Here is a 21,600-nt window from a genome sequence, read left to right on the forward strand (position 1 = left end):
CGGCATGGGCATGCTCGCCCCGGGTCGACCGTCGCCTTTCCGAGCGACTGGGCGTGAGCATGAAGCCGCGCTCGGACCCGCCATCAGGAAGCAACAAGCGAGCCGTCGGGGCCGCGCACGAACCGAACCGGGGATAACTCGGAACCGCGGCTTTCGCCCTTGCCCCATGTGGAAACCGCGCCTATAGCTCTGGCTTTAATGACAGCCTCATCGAAATCCACATTCGTCCTCGGACACCGGCATCTGCTGGGCATCGAGGGCCTTTCCGCTACCGACATCACCGGTCTCCTCGATCTCTCCGAGGAATATGTCGAACTGAACCGCCAGGTCGACAAGAAGCGCACGGTGCTGCGCGGCCGCACCCAGGTCAACCTGTTCTTCGAGGCCTCGACAAGGACCCAGTCCTCGTTCGAGATCGCGGGCAAGCGGCTCGGCGCCGACGTCATGAACATGTCGGTGTCGTCCTCGTCGATGCGCAAGGGCGAGACCTTGATGGACACTGCGGTCACCTTGAACGCGATGCATCCGGATATTCTGGTGGTGCGCCACCACGCCTCCGGCGCGGTGGAACTGCTCGCGCGCAAGGTCGACGGCTCCGTGATCAATGCCGGCGACGGCGCGCATGAGCATCCGACGCAGGCGCTGCTCGACGCGCTCACGATCCGCCGCAACAAGGGCCGGATCGAAGGTCTCGTGGTCGCGATCTGCGGCGACGTGCTGCATTCGCGCGTGGCGAGATCCAACATCCTCTTGCTCAACACGATGGGCGCGCGCGTCCGCGTCGTCGCCCCCTCCACGCTGCTGCCATCCGGCATCGAGCGGATGGGGGTGGAGGTCGCGCGGGACATGCGCGAGGGCCTGAACGGCGCCGATATCGTCATGATGCTGCGGCTGCAGCGTGAGCGGATGAACGGCTCCTTCGTGCCGTCATCATCGGAATATTTCCAGTATTTCGGGCTGGATCAGCGCAAGCTCGCTTACGCCAAGCCCGACGCGCTGGTGATGCATCCCGGTCCCATGAACCGCGGCGTCGAGATCGACTCGATCGTCGCCGACGGCGCGCAATCCCTGATCCGGGAACAAGTGGAAATGGGCGTGGCAGTGCGCATGGCGGTGCTGGAAGCACTCGCCCGCAACCTGCCCAACGCGTAACAGCTCAATCGGACGAAATGCCATGCTGACCGACCGTCGCCCGATCCTGCTCGCCAACGCTCGCGTGATCGATCCATCCCGCGACTTCGATGGTCTTGGCGACGTGCTGATCGCCGACGGCGTGATCCGCGATCTCAAGCGCGGCATCGGCGCGGCCGGCGTTCCCGAAGGGACCGATGTCATCAACTGCTCCGGCAAGATCGTCGCGCCCGGCCTGATCGACATGTGCGCCTTTGTCGGCGAGCCCGGCTATGTGCATCGGGAGACCTTTGCCAGCGCGAGCCAGGCCGCAGCGACCGGCGGCATCACCACGATCATCTGCCAGCCCGGCACCGAACCCGTGATCGACAATTCGGCGACGGTCGACTTCGTGCTGCGCCGCGCCCGCGACACCGCGATCGTCAACATCCAACCGATGGCGGCGCTGACCAAAGGCCTGCACGGCGAGGAGATGACCGAGATCGGCCTGTTGAAGGCGGCCGGCGCAGTCGCCTTCTCCAACGGCGAGACGAGCGTCACCAATGCGCTGGTGATGCGGCGCGTACTGACCTACGCACGTGATTTCGATGCGCTGATCGTGCACCACACCGAGGATCCCAATCTCGTCGGCGAAGGCGTGATGAACGAAGGCGAATTCGCTTCGCGGCTCGGGCTGTCGGGCATTCCGGCAGCCGCCGAAGCGGTGATCCTGGAGCGCGACGTGCGCCTGGTCGCACTGACGCGCGGCCGCTATCACGCGGCCTCGCTCAGTTCGAGCGACTCGCTCGACGTCCTCAAACGCGCCCGCGATGCCGGGCTTGCCGTCAGCGCCTCGGTCTCGATCAACCACGTCACATTGAACGAGAACGACATCGGCCCCTACCGCACGTTCTTCAAGCTGTCGCCGCCATTGCGCTCCGAAACCGACCGGCGGGCGCTGGTCGAGGCGCTGGCCTCCGGCCTCATCGATGTCATCATGTCGGACCACAATCCGCAGGATGTCGAGGTGAAGCGGCTGCCGTTCGCGGAAGCGGCGAGCGGCGCGATCGGGCTGGAAACCATGCTGCCGGCGGCCTTGCGCCTCGTGCACAATGGCGAACTGACCTGGACCGCGCTGATCCGCGCGATGTCGACCCGGCCGGCGGAACTGTTGGGCCTGCCCGGCGGAACATTGCGGGCGGGGGCGCCTGCCGATATCGTCGTGATCGATCCGGACGTGCCGTGGGTGCTCGATCCCGCCGATCTGAAATCCTCGTGCAAGAATACCCCCTTCGACGAGGCGCGGTTCACGGGACGCGCGGTGCGCACGATCGTCGGCGGCCGCACCGTGTACGAGCATGTCTGACACGAGAGCCTGCACAGGAGCGTTGAACAAGGGAGTGCTGTGTCATGGGAGCTGAGGCGTTTCTCCCCGTTGCCCTGGTCATCGGCTACCTCCTGGGCTCGATCCCGTTCGGGCTGATCCTGACGAGGCTTGCCGGCACGCAAGACCTGCGCAGCATCGGCTCCGGCAATATCGGGGCAACCAACGTGCTGCGCACCGGGCGCAAGGGGCTCGCCGCGGCCACATTGCTCGGCGATGCCCTGAAGGGCACGGCTGCGGTGGTGATCTCGGGCTATCTGGGCGGCCCCAATGCGGCGATGCTCGCCGGTCTCGGCGCCTTCCTCGGCCACCTCTTCCCGGTCTGGCTGAAGTTTCGCGGCGGCAAGGGCGTCGCGGTCTATATCGGCATCCTGCTCGGCCTGTTCTGGCCCGGCGCAATTTTCTTTTGCCTGGTCTGGCTCGCAACCGCCTTCGCGTTTCGCTACTCGTCGCTCGCGGCGTTTGTTGCAAGCCTGCTCACGCCGATCATGCTGTGGGCATTTGGCCACACCGCACTCGCAGCGTTGTTTGCACTTCTGACGCTGCTGTTGATCTATATGCATCGCGAGAACATCAGGCGTCTGCAGGCCGGCACCGAAAGCAAGATCGGCGCAAAGAAACAGTGACCCGCATTGTTACGGGCGACGTACATTTGACCCCGTAAATCACAGCGGCAGCGCAGCAACACCCATAGCAGATCCGGACTCAAATCCGCGCGGGACTCTGGCGGGAATCATCATTGCCTGTCATGATTCACGCATGTGGTTTCGCAAGCCCAATTCCAGCGGTTCATCGGCCACACCCGATCACCGCACAGAGCAGGAGCCGGTGCCGCAGCAGGCGGTGCCCGTGCGCTCCAGCGCCAGCGCGCTTCTCTCGGCCGCCCAGATCTGGTCGACCGGGGACGCCACGAGCCCTGCCGCGCAAGTGACGGAGCCGGCTGCGGCCACCAACGTGCCACCATCATCCCAACCGTCGCAGCCGGAGACCGTGGTCGCCGAAATGATCCTGGCGACGGGTGCGAAGCCTGCGCTCGCGGCTGAACCGAAATCGGCCGCAACGGACGCCAAACCCGCGGCGACGCCGGAAAAATCGCTCGCCGAGACGATCGCAACCCCGGCCCTCTCGCCGGCACCGCGGATCTGGCCGCCGCGCAAGCTCTCGCTGGCGCTGCAGGGCGGCGGCAGCTTGTCGGCATTTGCCTGGGGCGTGCTGGAGCGCCTGTTGGAGGAGCCTGCCTGCGATTTCGACACGATCAGCGGCGCCAGCGCCGGCGCGATCAATGCCGCCCTGCTCGCCAGCGGCCTGGCTGAAGGCGGCCGCGAGAGGGCGCGAGAACTGCTCGCGGGTTTCTGGAATGGCATGGCCAGCGAAGCCTCGTTCCGCTCGGTGATGCTGCTCGGCGGCTTCTCGCCGGCCGGCAGCTCGGTCGCATTCGGCCAGCATCTGCGCGCGGGACGGTTCAATCCGCTCGACATCGAGCCGCTGCACGATCTGCTTGCGGGCATCATCAATTTCGGCGCGCTGCAGAGCGCTGCCGCGCCGCGGCTCATAATTGCGGCGACGCGGGTCCGCGACGGCGGCCAGCAACTGTTCCGCAATGCCGAGATCACGCCGGACGTGCTGCTGGCTTCGACCTGCCCGCCCCAACTTCACTGCGCGATCGACATCGATGGCGACGCCTATTGGGACGGCGGCTACGGGGCCAATCCTCCGGTTGTGAGCGTCGCGCACGAATCCAGCGCCGCCGATCTGCTCGTGGTCCAGGTGACCCCGACGCGCAACAACTATATCCCCGTGACATCAGCCGCGATCGACCGGCGGCTCGACCAGATCACGGCCAATGCCGTGCTCAATGCGGAGCTTGCGGCGCTGGAATGGGCCCGCCATGACGGCCTGCATCCGCCGCGGATTCATCGCTTGGCCGCGGAGGACGAGATCGACGGCCTCGCCCAGCACAGCGCCACCGACCTCGGACACAGCTTCATCGCAATGCTGCATCAGCGCGGTCGCGATGCTTGCGAGCGCTGGCTGCAGCGGGCGCCGGCCGGCACAACGCTCGTTGCGCAAGAGACGCGCCCGGCCTTCCCGTCCGAGGACGCTATCGAGGACGTGCTGGCCTAATTCGCGTGTTGGGATTCGCCTCAAAGGCCGCGCGGCACCCAGCTACCCTCTTCCCCACGCGCTGCGGTTGTTCCATGCTGCACCGAACCGGAGAGCAGGCGTGGACGCAGTCAGCACGACAACCGAACTCAGCGAAGCCGAGCGGCTCGACCGTCTCCGGTTGATCCGCTCCGATAATGTCGGCCCGCGCACCTTCCGCTCGCTGCTGCTCCATTTCGGCAGCGCGCGGGCGGCGCTGCAGCGGCTTCCGGAGCTGGCGCGGCGGGGAGGAGCCGCAGCCTCGGCGCGCATCTGCAATGCGGACGAAGCGCGCGCCGAGCTTCTCGCCTGCCGCAAGCTCGGCATCAGCCTGCGCGCGCCTGAAGAAGCCGGTTACCCGCCACGGCTCGCGATGCTGGACGATGCGCCGCCCCTGCTCGGGATTCACGGCGACAGCGAGGCGTTGATGCGGCCGATCATCGCCATTGTCGGGTCTCGCAACGCTTCGGCCGCCGGGTTGAAATTTGCTGGCCAACTCGCCCGCGAGCTCGGCGAGGCCGGCTTCGTTGTGATCTCCGGCCTTGCCCGCGGCATCGATCAGGCCGCGCATCGCGCCAGCCTGGCGAGCGGCACGGTTGCCGTGCTCGCCGGTGGTCATGACCGGATCTATCCGCCGGAACACGAAGGCCTGCTCACGGCCATCGTCACGGAGCACGGCGCGGCGATCTCGGAAATGCCGCTGGGCCATGAACCTCGCGCCCGCGATTTTCCCCGCCGCAACCGATTGATCTCAGGCAGCGCGCTCGGTGTCGTCGTGGTCGAGGCGGCACACCGCTCCGGCTCGCTCATCACCGCACGCATGGCCGGCGAACAGGGCCGCGAAGTGTTCGCGGTGCCGGGCTCGCCGCTCGACCCGCGCGCGGCCGGCACCAACGATCTGATCAAGCAGGGCGCGACGCTGGTCACCGAGGTCGCCGACATCATCCGCGCGGTCGAACCGATCATGGAGCGGCCGCTGCAGCTTCCCTTGTACGAAGATGATGAGGAGCCATTCGCGCCCGATCCGGAGAGCCACGATCGCGATCAGATCCTCGCTCTGCTCGGGCCCACCCCTGTCTCGATCGACGACCTGATCCGGATCAGCGGCCTCGCGCCCGCCGTGCTGCGCACGGTGCTCCTCGAGCTCGAACTTGCCGGCAGGCTCGAGCGCCACGGCGGCAGCCTGGTGTCGCTCAGCTGAGCCGAACCGAAGCGATCAGTCGCTCCCGCTGCGCAGATCAAATCGCATACGCGCGTCTTCGATCTGGTCGCGGTGCGCAATCGCCCATTCGCCAAGCGCCTTGACCGGCTGCGACAGGCCCCTGCCGAGATCGGTGAGTTCGTAATCGACGCGCGGTGGAATGGTGGGAAACACCGTTCGCGTCACCAGGCCGTCGCGCTCCAAGCCGCGCAGGGTCAAGGTCAGCATTCGCTGCGAAATGCCGCCGACCAGCCGCTTGAGTTCGTTGAAGCGCTTCGGGCCGTCGCCCAGCATCATGATGACGAACACGCTCCATTTGTCCCCGACCCGCGCGAGAATCGAGGCAGCGCCGCGGCAATCATTATGCTCGGGCTGTGGCCGTTGGGCGGCAACTTCCATGTTCTCTGGTTTCACGGATGTGCTCAGGTTTGAAAATTGTGCGTTCTTGTGCGCTGCGCCAGCAGTCACTCATATAGCGTCGGTTACAAACTTAAACCGACACAAGGTGACTGTCATGCCCAAACTCCTCCACTTGGATTCAAGCGTCCTCGGCCCCCACTCCGTCAGCCGGCAGGTCTCTGCAGCCGTCGTCGAACGGCTGCGGCAAACGGCTCCCGGCCTTGAAATCACCTATCGCGACCTCTCGGCTGTGCCCCTGCCCCACCTGTCCGGCGCGCATTTGGCCGCGGCTCAGGGCATTTCGCCGAGCGATCCCGCCATCCAGCAGGACCTTGCGACGGCACAGGCCGTGCTCGAGGAGTTCCTGGCAGCCGATATCGTCGTGATCGGCGCCCCCATGTACAATTTTTCCATCCCGAGCCAGCTCAAGGCCTGGATCGATCGGATCGCGGTCCCGGGCAAGACGTTCAAATACGGCCCGCAGGGCCCGGAAGGGCTCTCCGGAGGCAAGCGCGTGATCGTCGCGATCTCACGCGGCGGCTATTACGGCGCGGACACCCCGATGGCGGCCTTCGAACATCTGGAGACTTATCTGCGCGGGGTCTTCAGCTTCCTCGGCGTGACGGACATCGAATTCATTGCGGCCGAGGGCATCCAGGTCAGCCCCGAGCACCGCGAGCAGGCGGTCAAGAGCGCGCTCGAGGCTGCCAGCAGCTTGCGGGCGGCTTGACAATATCCGGCTGCCGCTTGCCTCGCCGGAGGCGGCAGCCGTTCCGCGACAGTCGATCCGGTCAATCCCAGACCAAGGGCGCGCCGAGCAGCAAAGCGCCCAGCGAGACCAGAAGGCCGAGCGCGCAGAACAACAGAATCGAGAGAAAACTGTCCCAGTCAGATCGTGCGGCTGCCGCCTTGTTTGCAGTCGCCTTGTTGGATGGAGCAGCCGAAACGGGCACTGATGCAGAGACGCGCGCAAGCTTTGTCATCGCAACTCTCCGAATATGAATATGTCAAATGAACTCCGCTCCCCCTTGTCCCCCTTGCTTGTCCTCCCTTGTCCCCCTTGGGGGTCTGCCCGGCCGCGACAAAGGTTCAAGTGAGAAGCAAATTCAGCGGAAAGCTCAGAGTGCCCGCGGACACGCGCACTCTGAGCTGAAGTTCCCTGCGCCCTTCTGCTTAGCTAGCCTCGATAGATCGGCGCGCCGGCCGGCGATGCGCTTGCGCCGCCATCTACAAACAGCTCCTGGCCGTCGGCGATACGACCCTGCGGCCGCGGCATCCAGGCTCGCGCCATCCGAGTTGAAGGCATACCGCGTTCAGGGGAGGCACAGCTCAGGATAAGGTGCGGCGATCGCGACGCCGCCAATGTTCCTCCGCCTCCAAGCGGGCCATGCGCAATATATAATCAAGCATGTCGAGGTCGTGGCGACGTGCCAGCCGCGCCAAGCTCTCCGTCGTTTCCGCAATGAACGCGATCGCCTCGTCCACTCCGATCTCTTCCACGCCTTCATGGGAAGAGCGCCGTCCTGCGCCGGTGGATGACATGTTTCGCTTTCGCGCTGATTTAATCAAATTGATCAAATTACGTGCATCGTTGTAAAAGTACTCCTGGTGCGAGCGTAACTCCAGGGCACCTCTCTGCAACCCTGCTTATACGTCGGTAGCCTTCTCGCCCCGGCTTTCAACACGCTTCGATTTGACAGGAACCGTCTCACCACCCATGTTCGGGTCAACGAGGCCTTTGGCGAATCCGCGAAACTGGCTTCAATCTTTCCCGTAAGCTACTGGAACTGCATGAATATCGTCATCGTGGAGTCGCCGGCGAAAGCCAAGACGATCAATAAATATCTGGGCTCCTCCTATGAGGTTTTGGCCTCTTTCGGCCATGTCCGCGACCTCCCGGCAAAAAATGGATCCGTCGATCCCGACCACAATTTTCGGATGATCTGGGAGGTCGATCCCAAGGCCGCCAGTCGACTGAACGAGATTGCCAAGTCGCTGAAGGGAGCGGAGCGGCTGATTCTCGCCACCGACCCTGATCGCGAGGGCGAGGCGATCTCCTGGCACGTGCTGGAGGTCCTGAAGGAAAAGCGCGCGCTGAAGGATCAGAAGATCGAGCGCGTGGTGTTCAACGCCATCACCAAGCAGGCCGTCTCCGAAGCCATGAAGCATCCGCGCCAGATCGACGGCGCGCTGGTCGACGCCTATATGGCGCGCCGTGCGCTGGATTATCTGGTCGGCTTCACCCTTTCGCCGGTGCTGTGGCGCAAGCTCCCCGGCGCGCGCTCCGCTGGGCGCGTGCAGTCGGTGGCGTTGCGGCTGGTCTGCGACCGCGAGATGGAGATCGAGAAGTTCGTTCCGCGCGAATACTGGTCATTGATCGCGACGCTGGCGACGCCCCGCGGCGAAACCTTCGAGGCGCGTCTGGTCGGGGCCGACGGCAAGAAAATCCAGCGCCTCGATATCGGCACCGGTGCCGAAGCCGAAGACTTCAAGCAGGCGCTGAACGCGGCGACCTTCACCGTCACGTCCGTCGACGCCAAGCCCGCACGGCGCAATCCGCAAGCGCCCTTCACGACTTCGACGTTGCAGCAGGAGGCGAGCCGCAAGCTCGGCTTTGCGCCGGCGCACACCATGCGCATCGCGCAGCGGCTCTATGAGGGCATCGATATCGGCGGCGAGACCACCGGCCTCATTACTTATATGCGAACCGACGGCGTGCAGATCGCACCCGAGGCGATCACGCAGGCGCGCAAGGTGATCGGCGAGATCTACGGCAACGCCTATGTGCCGGACAGCCCGCGCCAGTACCAGACCAAGGCCAAGAACGCGCAGGAAGCGCACGAAGCCATCCGCCCGACGGATCTGTCGCGCCGCCCGGCCGACCTGCGCCGGCGGCTCGACGACGATCAGGCCAAGCTCTATGAGCTGATCTGGACCCGCACCATCGCCAGCCAGATGGAATCGGCGGAGCTCGAGCGCACCACGGTCGACATATCAGCCAAGGCAGGTTCGCGCGCGCTGGAGCTGCGCGCCACCGGCCAGGTGATCAAGTTCGACGGCTTCCTGGCACTGTACCAGGAAGGCCGCGACGACGAGGAGGACGAGGACAGCCGCCGTCTGCCGCAGATGAGCCAGGGCGAGCCGTTGAAGCGGCAGGACCTCTCCGTCACCCAGCATTTCACCGAACCGCCGCCGCGCTTCTCGGAAGCTTCGCTGGTCAAGCGGATGGAGGAGCTCGGCATCGGCCGGCCCTCGACCTATGCCTCGATCCTGCAGGTCCTGAAGGACCGCGGCTATGTGAAGCTGGAGAAGAAGCGTCTGCACGGCGAGGACAAGGGCCGCGTCGTGGTCGCGTTCCTGGAGAACTTCTTCCGCCGCTACGTCGAATACGACTTCACGGCCGATCTCGAGGAGCAGCTCGACCGCATCTCCAACAACGAGATCTCCTGGCAGCAGGTGCTGAAGGATTTCTGGCGCGACTTCATTGGCGCCGTCGACGACATCAAGGACCTGCGCGTCGCGCAGGTCCTGGACTCGCTCGATGAGATGCTGGGTCCGCACATCTATCCGCCGCGCGCCGATGGCGGCGATATCAGGCAATGCCCGACCTGCGGCACCGGACGGCTGAACCTGAAGGCCGGAAAGTTCGGCGCCTTTGTCGGCTGCTCGAACTATCCGGAGTGCCGCTATACACGGCCGCTCGCCGCCGACAGCGAGGCTGCGGCCGATCGCGTGCTCGGGCAGGACCCGGAGTCCGGTCTGGACGTCACGATCAAGGCCGGCCGCTTCGGCCCCTATATCCAGCTCGGCGACCAGAAGGATTATGCGGAAGGCGAGAAGCCCAAGCGCGCGGGCATTCCCAAGGGCACGCAGCCGTCCGACGTCGACCTCGAGCTCGCGCTGAAGCTGCTGTCGCTGCCACGCGAAATCGGCCGGCATCCGGAGACGGGCCTGCCGATCACCGCAGGCATCGGCCGCTTCGGCCCGTTCGTGAAGCACGACAAGACCTATGCGAGCCTGGAAGCGGGCGACGAGGTGTTCGACATCGGCCTCAACCGCGCCGTCACGCTGATCGCCGAGAAGGTCGCCAAGGGTCCAAGCAAGCGCTTCGGCGCCGATCCCGGCAAGGCGCTCGGCGACCATCCCTCGCTCGGCGCTGTTGCCGTGAAGAGCGGGCGTTATGGCGCCTATGTCACGGCCGGCGGCGTCAACGCGACGATCCCCGGCGACAAGGACAAGGATACGATCACGCTGCCCGAGGCCATTGCGTTGCTCGATGAACGGGCCGCGAAGGGTGGCGGCAAGGCTGCGAAAAAGGCCAAGACGCCAGGGAAGACCGCAGCCAAGGCCGCCAAATCCAAGGCCGCCGAGGCCGAAGGAGAGGATGGCGACACGCCAAAGCCTGCGAAGAAGCCAGCCAAGAAAGCAGCGGTGAAGAAGGCCGCAGCCAAATCGAACTCAGAGTCCACCAGCAAGGCGCGCGCGCCGGTCGGCAAGGCCGTCAAGACCTCGGCCAAACCGTCCTCCGGCGCGAAGGCGCCTGCGAAGAAAAGCGCCGGCAAGGCCCGCGGATGAGAAAATGAGCCAAAAGCGCGACATCGGCTTCCCTTCGCGGGAGGCCATCGTCGCCTTCATCCGCGCCAATCCGGGCAAGGTTGGCACCAAGGAAATCGCGCGCGAATTCGGCCTGAAGAATGCCGATCGCGCCGAGCTGAAACGAATTTTGCGCGATCTCGTCGATCAGGGCGCCGTCAAGAAGAGCGGCCGACGAGCGATCACGGAGGCCGCGTCCCTGCCGGCGACGCTCATTGCCGACATCACCGGTCGTGACAGCGACGGCGAACTGATCGCCACCCCGGCCGAATGGGACGAGGCCGAACAATCCGAACCACCGCGCATCCGCATTCACACGCCGCGCCATGCCCGCCCCGGCGCCACCGCCGGGGTCGGCGACCGCGCGTTGTTACGGATCGACTCCAGCGAAACCGCCGAAGGCGTGTCCTATCGGGGCCGCGTCATCAAGGTGCTGGATCATGCCAAGCATCGTGTGCTCGGCATCTTCCGCGCATCGCCCGGCGGCGGCGGCCGGCTGATCCCGGTCGACAAGAAGCAGGCCGGACGCGAGCTCAGCATCGCCCCCGCGGACAGCCGCGAGGCCAAGGACGGCGATCTCGTCAGCGTCGACCTTTTGCGCGGACGCGGTTTCGGTCTGCCCGCCGGCCGCGTCAAGGAGCGCTACGGCTCGATCGCGACGGAAAAGGCGATCAGCCTGATCGCGATCCACGCGCATGAAATCCCGCTCGATTTCTCACCCGCTGCAGTGCAGGAGGCCGAGGACGCCCAGCCTGCAAGCTTGAAGGGACGCGAAGACTGGCGCGAGCTGCCGCTGGTCACCATCGATCCGCCCGACGCCAAGGACCACGACGACGCGGTCCACGCCGAGCCTGATCCCGATCCGAACAACAAGGGCGGCTACATCGTCCATGTCGCCATCGCCGATGTCGCCTATTATGTACGGCCAGGTTCGGCGCTCGACCGCGACGCGCTTCGGCGCGGCAACTCGGTCTATTTCCCCGATCGCGTCGTGCCGATGCTGCCGGAGCGCATCTCCAACAATCTCTGCTCGCTGGTGCCGGGCGAGCCGCGCGGCGCGCTCGCGGTGCGCATTGTGCTCGGCGCCGACGGCCGCAAGCGTTCGCATACTTTCCATCGCGTGTTGATGCGCTCGGCGGCCAAGCTCGCCTATGCACAGGCGCAAGCGGCGATCGACGGCAGGCCGGACGACGTCGCCGGCCCCCTGCTCGAGCCGATCTTGAAGCCCCTTTACGCCGCCTATGAGGTTGCCAAGCGCGGCCGCGACGCCCGCGATCCGCTCGATCTCGATCTTCCCGAACGCAAGATCCTGTTGAAGCCCGATGGCACGGTCGACCGCGTCGTCGTGCCGGAGCGGCTCAATGCGCATCGGCTGATCGAGGAATTCATGATCCTCGCCAACGTCGCAGCGGCGGAAATGCTGGAGAAGAAATCGCTGCCGCTGATCTACCGCGTGCATGACGAGCCCGCGGTCGAGAAGGTCCACGCTCTGCAGGAATTCCTGAAGACGCTCGATGTCCCCTTCGCCAAGTCCGGCGCGCTGCGTCCGTCATTGTTCAACCACGTGCTGACCCTGGTGGCGGGGCAGGACTACGAGCAGCTGGTCAATGAGGTGGTGCTGCGCTCGCAGGCGCAGGCGGAATATTCCGCCGAGAATTACGGGCATTTCGGCCTCAACCTGCGCCGCTATGCGCATTTCACCTCGCCGATCCGCCGCTATGCCGACCTTGTCGTCCATCGTGGATTGATCCGGGCGCTGGGCCTCGGCGATGGCGCCCTGCCCGACAGCGAGACGGGAGATCATCTCGCGGAAGTCGCCGCGCAGATTTCGGTGACCGAGCGCCGTGCCATGAAGGCCGAGCGCGAGACCGCCGACCGTCTCATTGCGCATCACCTCGCCGATCGCGTCGGCGCCACCTTCCAGGGCCGTATCTCCGGCGTCACCCGCGCCGGCCTGTTCGTCAAGCTCAACGACACCGGAGCCGACGGGCTGGTGCCGATCCGCACCCTCGGCACGGAATATTTCGATTACGACGAAACGCGGCACGCGCTGATCGGCCAGCGCAGCGGCGCCATGCACCGGCTGGGTGACGTCGTCGACGTGCGTCTGGTAGAAGCTCAGCCCGTGGCCGGCGCCCTGCGGTTCGAACTATTGACCGAGGCCGACGTGCTGGTCCCGCGCCATCGGCGGCGTGAAGGTCCCAAGGCGCGCGAGAGCGTCAGAGGCAGGCTGAAATCGGAAGCCAAAAAGGGCAAAGAGGCGACATCGAAGCGCGCGAAGGCTGGGACACGGACCAAACGTCAGAAAAACGCGAAGCCGAAGACTAAACGCAAGTCCGGCACATCGAAGAAAGGCAAATCATGGACGCCATGAGCACGACCCCGAAGAGCGTGCGCCCGACGACCTGGACGCGCGACACCGGTCTGGTCGAGACGCGCGACGTCTGGAGCGCGATGAAGCGCGGCTGTCGCGGCCGTTGCCCGCGCTGCGGCGAAGGCAAGCTGTTTCGCGCCTTTCTCAAGGTCGCCGACAGCTGTGACAATTGCGGCCAGGATTTCTCCGGCCATCGCGCCGACGACCTGCCGGCCTATCTCGTGATCGTCATCGTCGGTCACATCGTGGTGCCGCTCGCGCTCTATATCGAAACCAATTATTCGCCCCCGGTCCCGCTGCAGCTGGCGATCTATCTGCCGCTGACGCTGTTCGCCTCGCTGGCGCTGCTGCAACCCGTCAAGGGCACCGTCGTCGGCCTGCAATGGGCCTTGCGCATGCACGGCTTCGACGACAATCCCGCGGAAGGCATCCCGCCGGTGTGAACGGCCAACAAACGAATGGAAATGGGGAGGACATGAGCGAGACGGCACAGACCACGGGAGCGCCGGCGGGCAAGCCCGCCGAGAAGGAGGCCGATCATCATCCCTACACCAAGCCGAGGGACGCGGCGACGCTGATCCTGATCGACCGCAGCGGACATGCGCCGAAGGTGCTGGTGGGCAAACGCCACGACAAGGTGGTGTTCATGCCCGGCAAGTTCGTCTTCCCCGGTGGACGCGTCGACAAGACGGACCATCGCGTGCCCGTGGCGGCTCCTATTCCGCCGGAGCTACAAGCCAATCTGTTCAAGGGACGGCCGCAGACGAGCGTATCGCGCGCGAAGTCGCTCGCCGTCGCCGCCATCCGCGAGGCCTGCGAAGAGACGGGCCTATGCCTGGGGCGGCGGATCGACGGCGCGCTGCCGACACTCGATGGGCCCTGGGCCCCATTTGCTCAAGCGGGCCTGCTGCCCGATCCGTCCAGCCTGTTCCTGATCGCGCGCGCAATCACTCCGCCCGGCCGCATCAAGCGTTTCGATACCCGCTTCTTCACGGCGGACGCCTCCTCGATCACCCATCGCGTCGAGGGTGTGGTGCATCCGGATGCCGAGCTCGTCGAGCTCGTGTGGGTCGAGCTCGGCTCGAAACCCCTCGCCGATCTGCACCCGATGACGAAGAATGTGCTCAACGAACTGGAGCGGCGCCTTGCCACCGGTCCGCTGCGCCACGATGCGCCGGTGCCATTCTTCCACTTCTACAGCGGCAAGATGCACAGGGACGTGCTGGGCGCGTAGACGTCAGTCTCCATCGACGCCGGGGTCCGCCTCGGCGAGCAAGTCGCGAAGGACATGATCGCAGTGCGGATCGGCCAAGACTTCCGCGGGCGGTGGTGGCTATGGGCTGGGCTCGGACTTGCCTGCCTCCCGAGGAACAGGTCAAGGCCGAGGTCGCGCGCAGGGGCGTCTTCGCGCGTGCTGGAGGATTGGTGCCCACCAATTTCCGGCTATCACTTGCATTGACCGAGCCGCAGGCAGCAGGCGCAGGCATTCGCTTACTTGTCGAAGCGCTCCGATATCGGCAACTCTCAGGGCTCCGCGCCGAGAAAGGCGCGGGTCGCCTGTAGGATTTCGTCCGACAGCTCTTCTGAATCGGAGATGCGCGCGAGCAACATCGCCCCAATCATCGCTGCCCAACTGCCGATGGCCGCGACACGCTTCTGGTGCGGATCGTCACCAGGCGCCGAGGCTATGAATTGTTCGATCTGCCGTCGCATCTCCTCGGTCAGGACGCGGCGTGTGGGCGCCGGCGCCCGCGACATCTCGGGCCCGAGCGCCGCGAAGACGCATCCCGCCCCCGCCGCATCCCGATGTTCTGGCCGCAGATACGCGCGGGCGAAGCCACGGACATCCGTCGGCAGCAAGGGTTGACGATTGCTGGACTCGAAAATGTCCGCCAGGGCCTCGGTCACGAGCTCCTGTTTACTCGCGAAGTGCCTTGGAAAGCCGCCGTGCGTCAGTCCCGCTGCGTCCATGATCTCCGCGACGGTAACACCGTCAACTCCCTTTTCCCGGAACAACTTAGCGGCCGAGTTCACGATCGCCCGCCTGCTCTCCGCCTTCTGCTCCCGGCTTCTCGCCAAAATAAATCTCCCCCAGTTCAAAAAAATGTAGATGACAACCATCATCTTTGCAATTAGATGATGATCGTCATCTACATTTGGGGACAGATGGCCCCTCCCATGGAGAAGAAGACATGTCCACTGCACTCATTACTGGCGCCTCCAGCGGCATCGGCGCCGTCTATGCGCGGCGCCTTGCCGCGCGCGGCCATGACCTCGTCCTCGTCGCTCGCGCGACGGAGCGAATGGCGGCCCTTGCGGCGGAACTGCACAAGGCGCACGGGATTGCCGTCGAAGTCCTGACAGCGGATTTGACAGATGCCGCACAGCTGCAAATGGTGGCGAACCGGCTGCGTTCGGGCAGCCCAGTCGAGATTCTGGTCAACAACGCTGGCGCGGCGCTGCTCGGCCCGTTCGAAGCGGCGGATCCCGCCGCTATGGAGCAACTGCTCAAGCTCAATGTGACTGCGCCGACCCTGCTGGCTTCGGCGGCGATCGGGGGCATGGTGAAACGCGGAAGCGGCGCCATCATCAATCTCGGTTCGGTGGTGTCGTTCATGCCCGCGTTTTTCCCGGGGATTTATTCGGCAACCAAGTCTTACGTGCTCACCTTTTCGCAGGGGCTGGCGGCCGAGGTCGGGCCTAAGGGCGTCTACGTCCAGGCCGTGGTACCGGCGGCAACCAGGACCGAAATCTGGGAACGGGCGGGTGCCGATCTCTCGAAAATTCCCAATCTCATGGGCGTCGAGGACCTGGTCGACGCGGCGCTGGTCGGCTTCGATCGGCGCGAAGCCGTGACGATACCGCCCCTTTCGGACCTTGGCCTCTGGGAGGCGTTCGAGGGCGCACGCGCGGTTCTGCCCTCAGGTTTGGGTGCGCAGCCCGCCGAGCGCTACCGCGCGTGCGCCAGCGCCTAGTCCCAACGCTCCGATCGGTCGGCGATACCGGCCGATCGGTACTCCAGCCTCATCTCGAAACGCGTAACCATCCCGTCGATCCAGCCAGCAGCCTCGATGCTGCCTTAGCAGGAATTACGGACATGAACTCTCAATCTCGTCGCACGATGATCACTGCCGGAGCGCTGGGCGCTGCGGCACTTGCGTTGCCGCTGAAGGCGCAGGCCGCCGCCAGTTCGGTGACCGCCCCCACCCAGTTCGTCGACGTTGGCGGACGCCGCCTCGCCTATCGATCCGTCGGTACGGGCAAGCCGCTGGTCCTGTGCAACCGCTTTCGCGGCGTCCTCGATCTTTGGGATCCCGCCTTCATCGACGGATTGGCCGCACAGGGCTTTCAGGTCGTAACCTTCGACTATTCAGGTCTTGGCCAGTCGACTGGCGAAAAATCCTACAATCCGATGTCGCTCGCCAAGGATGGCAAGGATCTCATCGAGGCACTCGGCCTCAAGGACGTCGCGATCGGTGGATGGTCGATCGGAGGGATCGCCGCGCAGATCTTGCTGGCAATGACCGGTCCGATGGCAAGTCATGTGGTTCTGTTGGCCACGACGCCTCCGGGCCCGCTGGTCAAGACGGGCGAGCAACTCTTCTATGATACCGCGGCAATCCCCGGCATCGCATTGGAGCAGTTCACGACTGTGTTCTTCGAACCTGCGGACGCAGGCAGCCGGGCGGCTTCAAAGCGCTCGTTCGATCGCATTATGGCGCGAAAGCAGGACCGCAGCCCCGACGTTCCGGCCGACTGGGCCATGGCGCAGATCGGCAACACGCCGCGCAATCCTGTGTTTCCGTCAGACCAGATTTTGCAGCTCTTGAAGACGACGTCGGTTCCAATCCTGCACCTGGGAGCCGACCACGACATCGTGTTCCCGATCGAGAACTGGTACGCGTTGAATCGACAACTGCCGACCCTTCATCTGATCACCTATGCGCGAGCCGGACACGGGCCGCATCATCAATATCCAGACGAGGCTTCCGCCCAAATCGGCGCTTTCGTCAAGGCCACCAGCAAGGGCTGAACTTTTTCGAGATCGCGGAGCGAGGGCAGTCGCACGAAGGGCGATAACCGCCAACTGCTCCCTCTCTTCCGCAGCATGAGTTTGCGTGCAAAGGACGATGTCCACGTCTCTTCTTCGCGATTGTCGATCAGTCTCAAATGACGTATCCGTGGCGGATTGGACGACGACCGCTTCGGCAAATACGCCATTCCGAGTATTCGGCGTCAGTCGTTCTTCCACTTCCGACGGCGGCAAGATGCAAGGACGTGCTGGCATAATCAGCCGTCGACATCGTCCGCATCAGGCTCGGTATCGACAAAGTCCTTAACCGGGATTTTGAGCGCGCCGGCGAACTGCCGCGCCAAGGCGTTTGCGTCCTCGCAACGGCTGAAACCGCGCACATTGAGCGGCTCAGCGCCTTTGCCGCCGCACAAATTGACTTCGTACACCGCGTGCGTTGGCGTCGCCATCATCGGTAATGCTGATCAGCTTGTAGTTCGAGAGCCGTCGGACACTCCGAAGCTGGAATGGCCCGAAACTCCTCGAGATGACGATTTCGCCAGCGCTCGGACTCACCGTGGCGCCCCGCGAAACGTCGCAATAAGGAGACCCGGAATGATGACCGCGAGGCCAAGTCCGGCAAAAATGGCGATTGCTGCCCAATCTCCCCCGGGATAGCTGGGGCTTGCCAGCACCTCGCCAAGACCAACCGCCACATTCCAAAGCAGGTAGCAGCCGGCCGCAATCAGCGGCAAAGCGATCGCCCGCCCAAGCAAAGGCATCGGTAGTTCGAGGCGAATGATGTCAGCTTCCGCTGCAGCTGCCATGAGGTACTCTCAGTGACTGGGCAGTTTGTCGGCGACTCCGCTGGACGGTTCGATGCATCGGACATGTTCGACCAGGGGAACGATATTCCCCATACGGAATGCAAATGGCAACATTCCTCCCCGAGACGGCCGATGACTCACGAACCAAACGTTCCCATGTCTTTGCAAATAACATCCAGGAAAGTGCAGCCTATGGCCCCACGTCAACTCAAGCTCGGCGCCTTCATGCGCCCGGTCTCGATTCACACCGCCGCCTGGCGTTATCCTGGAGCGTGGCCTGACGCCAATTTCAACTTCTCCCATCTGAAGCAGCTGATCCGCAAGCTCGAGGCCGGCAAGTTCGACGCCTTCTTCATGGCCGACCATCTGGCCGTACTGAACATGCCGATCAATGCGCTGAAGCGCAGCCACACAGTGACCTCGTTCGAGCCGTTCACGCTGCTCTCGGCGCTGTCGGCCGTCACCGAGAATATCGGCCTGATCGCGACCGGCTCGACCACCTTCGACGAACCCTATCACGTCGCGCGCCGCTTTGCCTCGCTCGACCATATCTCCGGCGGCCGCGCCGGCTGGAACATCGTCACGACGTCCAATCCGGACGCCGCGCTGAACTTCGGCCTCGACGATCACATGGAGCATGCCGAGCGCTACAAGCGGGCGCGGGAGTTCTACGACGTCGTCACCGGCCTGTGGGATTCCTTTGCCGATGACGCCTTCGTGCGCGACGTCGACCAAGGCCTGTATTTCGATCCCGCCAAGATGCATGTGCTCGATCACAAGGGCAAATATCTGAAGGTCCGCGGGCCGCTGAACATCGCGCGCCCCGTGCAGGGCTGGCCGGTGATCGTGCAGGCCGGCGCCTCCGAGGACGGCAAGCAGCTCGCGGCCGAAACCGCCGAAGCGGTCTTCACCGGCGGCGGCAACCTCGCCGACGGAAAGACGCTCTACGCCGACATCAAGGGACGGATGGAGAAGGTCGGCCGCGATCCGGAGCATCTGAAGATCCTGCCCGGCGCCTTCGTCGTGGTCGGCGACAGTGTCGATGAGGCCAAGGAGAAACGCGCGAAGCTGGACAGTCTGGTGCATTACGACAGCGCCATTGCTTCGCTGTCGGTGATCCTCGGCACCGACGCCTCCGGCTTCGATCCTGACGGGCCGCTGCCGCCGATCCCGGAGACCAATGCATCCAAGAGCGGGCGCCAGCGCATGGTCGATCTCGCCGCCCGCGAGAACCTCACGGTGCGCCAGCTGGCCCAGCGGGTCGGCGGCTACGGCGGATTGTCGTTCGTCGGCACGGCCGAAACCATCGCCGACCAGATGGAGGAATGGCTGACCAGCCGCGGCAGCGACGGCTTCAACATCATGTTCCCGTATTTGCCCCAGGGGCTCTACGACTTCGTCGATAAGGTGATTCCCGAACTCCAGCGGCGCGGGATCTTCCGTAAAGAGTATGAGGGGCCGACGCTGCGGGAAAATCTCGGCCTGCCCCGGCCGAAAAACCGCTTCTTCGAGGGCTAAAGGCCGGAGAATCCGGCCCGGAAACCTTGACTTTGGAGGCTGGCTGGGTAGGTTGCCCACCAACTGCGCCCCCTCTTTGGCCGGCGCCCACTCCCACCGATTCCGTCCACAAAGGTTCAAGTCATGGCCAAAGCGGTCACCATCAAGGTCAAGCTCGTGTCGTCGGCCGACACCGGCTTCTATTACGTCGCCAAGAAGAATTCGCGCACCATGACCGAGAAGATGGTCAAGAAGAAGTATGACCCGGTTGCGCGCAAGCACGTCGAATTCCGCGAAGCCAAGATCAAGTAAGATCGCGGGTATCTGCCGACTTTGACGGGGCCTTCAAGGCCCCGTTTTTATTTGGGTTTTGACTTTTGGTCGCTTGGGCTCGACGGATCACGATCAGGGGCGCACGGTGAACGGCCCCGCGTCCCACAGCGTCGGCTCTTCCCCGCTCACCATCCTCAGCCTACCTCGCCACCCGATAATAATACCGGAGCATCTCTCCGCTTAGGGAAACGTCAACCAAACATTTGCAATTCACGCTTAGCACCATAGGGGCCCTGATAGGGGCGGCCTGCTGTTTTGCTTTGACCGATGGATTCGCCGATGAACGACACAAATGCCATTTTGTCCCGCCTCGATTTCATCGGTATCGATAACGCCACCCGCGAAGCTCTACGCGAGCTGCGCCCGCTGATCGGCCGCGTCCTGCCCGGCATCCTCGACCAGTTCTACGCCCACGTCACCAAGTACCCCCAGCTCGCCAAGCTGTTTCCCAACCCGGCCGTCATTCGCCACGCCAAGCAGGCTCAGATCGATCACTGGAGCTCGCTCGCGGCCGCCAAATTCGACGACGCCTATGTGCAGTCGGTGACGCGGATCGGCATGACCCACAACCGTCTTGGCATCGAACCGCGCTGGTATATTGCCGGCTATTCGATGATCGTAACCGGTCTGCAGAAAGCCATCGAAACCGAAATGGCAAACGGCTGGTTCGCCGGTCAAGGCGCGCGGGAGAAGAAGGCGGTGCTGCAGGCGGCGATCACGCGCGCGGCCATGCTCGACATGGATCTTGCGATCTCCGTGTATCTCGACGCCGCCAAGCAGGAACAGCACCTTGCGGTCCGCAAATTGGCGGACGAGTTCGAAGCCACCGTCGGACAGATCATCAACAAGGTCTCCACGGCCTCGCATGAACTCGAGGCGTCCGCCACCACGCTGAGCAAGACCGCGGAGAACACCCAGGTGCTGTCGTCGAGTGCGGCTTCCGCCTCGACCGAAGTCTCGACCAAGGTGCAGTCGGTCGCTTCCGCCACGGAAGAGATGGCCTCCTCCGTCAACGAGATCGGCCGGCAAGTCACCGAGTCGACCGGCATCGCGGAGGAAGCGGTGCGACAGATCGAGCAGACGGATGCCGGCATCAGCGAGCTTTCCCGCACGGCCGAGCGGATCGGCGACGTGCTCAAGCTGATCACTTCGATTGCGGCCCAGACCAATCTTCTCGCGCTCAACGCGACCATTGAAGCCGCCCGCGCCGGCGACGCCGGCCGCGGCTTTGCCGTCGTCGCGTCCGAGGTCAAGGCGCTGGCCTCGCAGACCGCCAAGGCGACCGAGGAGATCGGCCAGCAGATCGAGGGCATCCAGAACGCCACGCAGACTTCGGTCGCCTCCATCAAGCGGATCGGCGGCACGATCAAGCAGATCTCGGAGATCGCCGCTGGCATCGCCGCGGCCGTGGAGCAGCAGGGCGCGTCCACCGGACAGATCTCCCGCAACGTGCAGGACGTCGCCAGCGGCACCAGCCGCGTCGCCAGCAATATCGGCGACGCCAGTCAGGGTGCCAGCGCGACCGGCAAGGCATCCGCGCAGGTATTGGCCGCAGCGCACTCGCTCTCTAAGGACAGCAGCCTGCTCAAGGACGAACTCGAGAAGTTTCTCAAGGGCGTGCGCGCGGCGTAATAGCCCTTCATCCGGACACATCGACAGCCGGCCGGGAATTGGTCCCGCGCCGGCCGTTTTGTATCGACGGCCCAGGGCCAGAGCCGCATCGCAGCC

At 64.5% G+C, this 21,600-nt stretch carries 21 protein-coding genes and 1 pseudogene; 16 read left to right on the forward strand and 6 right to left on the reverse strand.

What is annotated here, in order from left to right:
* Window positions 1–198 precede the first annotated feature (198 nt).
* The 5 genes from QX034_RS33355 to dprA all read left to right on the forward strand — a co-directional run bounded on the left by QX034_RS33355 (window position 199) and on the right by dprA (window position 5,837).
* On the forward strand, window positions 199–1,152 hold the full coding sequence (locus tag QX034_RS33355) for an aspartate carbamoyltransferase catalytic subunit (protein WP_315703311.1): 954 nt from the start codon (window positions 199–201) through the stop codon (window positions 1,150–1,152).
* 22 nt (window positions 1,153–1,174) lie between these two features.
* Entirely contained in the window at window positions 1,175–2,476 is a 1,302-nt protein-coding gene (locus QX034_RS33360) for a dihydroorotase (protein WP_315730188.1), read from the forward strand.
* Between the two features lie 44 nt (window positions 2,477–2,520).
* The gene (plsY, locus tag QX034_RS33365; RefSeq protein ID WP_315730187.1) at window positions 2,521–3,120 is read left to right on the forward strand and encodes a glycerol-3-phosphate 1-O-acyltransferase PlsY; all 600 of its coding nucleotides are present in this window, start codon (window positions 2,521–2,523) and stop codon (window positions 3,118–3,120) included.
* Between the two features lie 133 nt (window positions 3,121–3,253).
* On the forward strand, window positions 3,254–4,618 hold the full coding sequence (locus tag QX034_RS33370; RefSeq protein WP_315730186.1) for a patatin-like phospholipase family protein: 1,365 nt from the start codon (window positions 3,254–3,256) through the stop codon (window positions 4,616–4,618).
* 100 nt (window positions 4,619–4,718) lie between these two features.
* Window positions 4,719–5,837, forward strand: a complete 1,119-nt coding sequence (dprA, locus tag QX034_RS33375) for a DNA-processing protein DprA (protein WP_315703307.1) — start codon at window positions 4,719–4,721, stop codon at window positions 5,835–5,837.
* A gap of 15 nt (window positions 5,838–5,852) precedes the next feature.
* On the opposite strand, the gene QX034_RS33380 is transcribed toward dprA, so the two are convergent.
* The gene (locus QX034_RS33380; RefSeq protein WP_315704253.1) at window positions 5,853–6,263 is read right to left on the reverse strand and encodes a helix-turn-helix domain-containing protein; all 411 of its coding nucleotides are present in this window, start codon (window positions 6,261–6,263) and stop codon (window positions 5,853–5,855) included.
* Window positions 6,264–6,351: 88 nt separating this feature from the next.
* Here QX034_RS33380 and QX034_RS33385 point away from each other — a divergent pair, with 88 nt between their 5' ends.
* Window positions 6,352–6,966, forward strand: a complete 615-nt coding sequence (locus tag QX034_RS33385; protein ID WP_315703306.1) for an FMN-dependent NADH-azoreductase — start codon at window positions 6,352–6,354, stop codon at window positions 6,964–6,966.
* Between the two features lie 61 nt (window positions 6,967–7,027).
* On the opposite strand, the gene QX034_RS33390 is transcribed toward QX034_RS33385, so the two are convergent.
* On the reverse strand, window positions 7,028–7,219 hold the full coding sequence (locus QX034_RS33390) for a hypothetical protein (protein WP_315703305.1): 192 nt from the start codon (window positions 7,217–7,219) through the stop codon (window positions 7,028–7,030).
* A 346-nt stretch (window positions 7,220–7,565) separates the two neighbouring features.
* Window positions 7,566–7,778: a hypothetical protein gene (locus tag QX034_RS33395; RefSeq protein ID WP_315703304.1), complete on the reverse strand. Its 213-nt coding sequence runs from the start codon at window positions 7,776–7,778 to the stop codon at window positions 7,566–7,568.
* A 249-nt stretch (window positions 7,779–8,027) separates the two neighbouring features.
* On the opposite strand from QX034_RS33395, the gene topA reads away from it, so the two are divergent.
* From topA to QX034_RS33420, 5 genes and pseudogenes are all read left to right on the forward strand, one after another.
* Window positions 8,028–10,811: a type I DNA topoisomerase gene (gene topA, locus QX034_RS33400; protein WP_315703303.1), complete on the forward strand. Its 2,784-nt coding sequence runs from the start codon at window positions 8,028–8,030 to the stop codon at window positions 10,809–10,811.
* Between the two features lie 4 nt (window positions 10,812–10,815).
* Complete coding sequence (gene rnr / locus QX034_RS33405; protein ID WP_315703302.1) at window positions 10,816–13,203, forward strand: ribonuclease R; 2,388 nt, start codon at window positions 10,816–10,818, stop codon at window positions 13,201–13,203.
* Complete coding sequence (locus tag QX034_RS33410) at window positions 13,191–13,646, forward strand: DUF983 domain-containing protein (RefSeq protein ID WP_315703301.1); 456 nt, start codon at window positions 13,191–13,193, stop codon at window positions 13,644–13,646. Before rnr ends, QX034_RS33410 begins: the two co-directional genes overlap by 13 nt.
* Window positions 13,647–13,678: 32 nt before the next feature.
* Window positions 13,679–14,437, forward strand: coding sequence for an NUDIX domain-containing protein (locus tag QX034_RS33415; RefSeq protein ID WP_315703300.1), 759 nt, complete (start codon window positions 13,679–13,681; stop codon window positions 14,435–14,437).
* 15 nt (window positions 14,438–14,452) lie between these two features.
* Window positions 14,453–14,766 (forward strand): annotated as a pseudogene (locus QX034_RS33420) (hypothetical protein); the annotation flags it as partial.
* Here the strand turns inward: QX034_RS33420 and QX034_RS33425 are convergent.
* Window positions 14,728–15,327 (reverse strand): TetR/AcrR family transcriptional regulator, encoded by a 600-nt coding sequence (locus QX034_RS33425; protein WP_315703299.1) that lies wholly within the window; start codon window positions 15,325–15,327, stop codon window positions 14,728–14,730. The pseudogene QX034_RS33420 and the gene QX034_RS33425 sit on opposite strands and share 39 nt — an antisense overlap.
* A 68-nt stretch (window positions 15,328–15,395) precedes the next feature.
* On the opposite strand from QX034_RS33425, the gene QX034_RS33430 reads away from it, so the two are divergent.
* On the forward strand, window positions 15,396–16,178 hold the full coding sequence (locus QX034_RS33430; RefSeq protein WP_315703298.1) for an SDR family oxidoreductase: 783 nt from the start codon (window positions 15,396–15,398) through the stop codon (window positions 16,176–16,178).
* Window positions 16,179–16,300: 122 nt separating this feature from the next.
* Complete coding sequence (locus tag QX034_RS33435; protein WP_315703297.1) at window positions 16,301–17,236, forward strand: alpha/beta hydrolase; 936 nt, start codon at window positions 16,301–16,303, stop codon at window positions 17,234–17,236.
* 257 nt (window positions 17,237–17,493) lie between these two features.
* Here the strand turns inward: QX034_RS33435 and QX034_RS33440 are convergent, their stop codons facing one another.
* Window positions 17,494–17,688 (reverse strand): hypothetical protein, encoded by a 195-nt coding sequence (locus tag QX034_RS33440; protein WP_315703296.1) that lies wholly within the window; start codon window positions 17,686–17,688, stop codon window positions 17,494–17,496.
* Window positions 17,689–17,787: 99 nt separating this feature from the next.
* On the reverse strand, window positions 17,788–18,042 hold the full coding sequence (locus QX034_RS33445) for a hypothetical protein (RefSeq protein WP_315703295.1): 255 nt from the start codon (window positions 18,040–18,042) through the stop codon (window positions 17,788–17,790).
* 192 nt (window positions 18,043–18,234) lie between these two features.
* Here QX034_RS33445 and QX034_RS33450 point away from each other — a divergent pair, with 192 nt between their 5' ends.
* The 3 genes from QX034_RS33450 to QX034_RS33460 all read left to right on the forward strand — a co-directional run bounded on the left by QX034_RS33450 (window position 18,235) and on the right by QX034_RS33460 (window position 21,504).
* Window positions 18,235–19,560, forward strand: a complete 1,326-nt coding sequence (locus QX034_RS33450) for an LLM class flavin-dependent oxidoreductase (RefSeq protein WP_315730185.1) — start codon at window positions 18,235–18,237, stop codon at window positions 19,558–19,560.
* Between the two features lie 123 nt (window positions 19,561–19,683).
* The gene (rpmG, locus tag QX034_RS33455; protein WP_008960778.1) at window positions 19,684–19,851 is read left to right on the forward strand and encodes a 50S ribosomal protein L33; all 168 of its coding nucleotides are present in this window, start codon (window positions 19,684–19,686) and stop codon (window positions 19,849–19,851) included.
* 300 nt (window positions 19,852–20,151) lie between these two features.
* Window positions 20,152–21,504, forward strand: a complete 1,353-nt coding sequence (locus tag QX034_RS33460) for a globin-coupled sensor protein (protein ID WP_315730184.1) — start codon at window positions 20,152–20,154, stop codon at window positions 21,502–21,504.
* Window positions 21,505–21,600 lie beyond the last annotated feature (96 nt).

Source organism: Bradyrhizobium sp. SZCCHNR3119 (assembly GCF_032487775.1).
Taxonomy (GTDB): Bacteria; Pseudomonadota; Alphaproteobacteria; order Rhizobiales; family Xanthobacteraceae; genus Bradyrhizobium.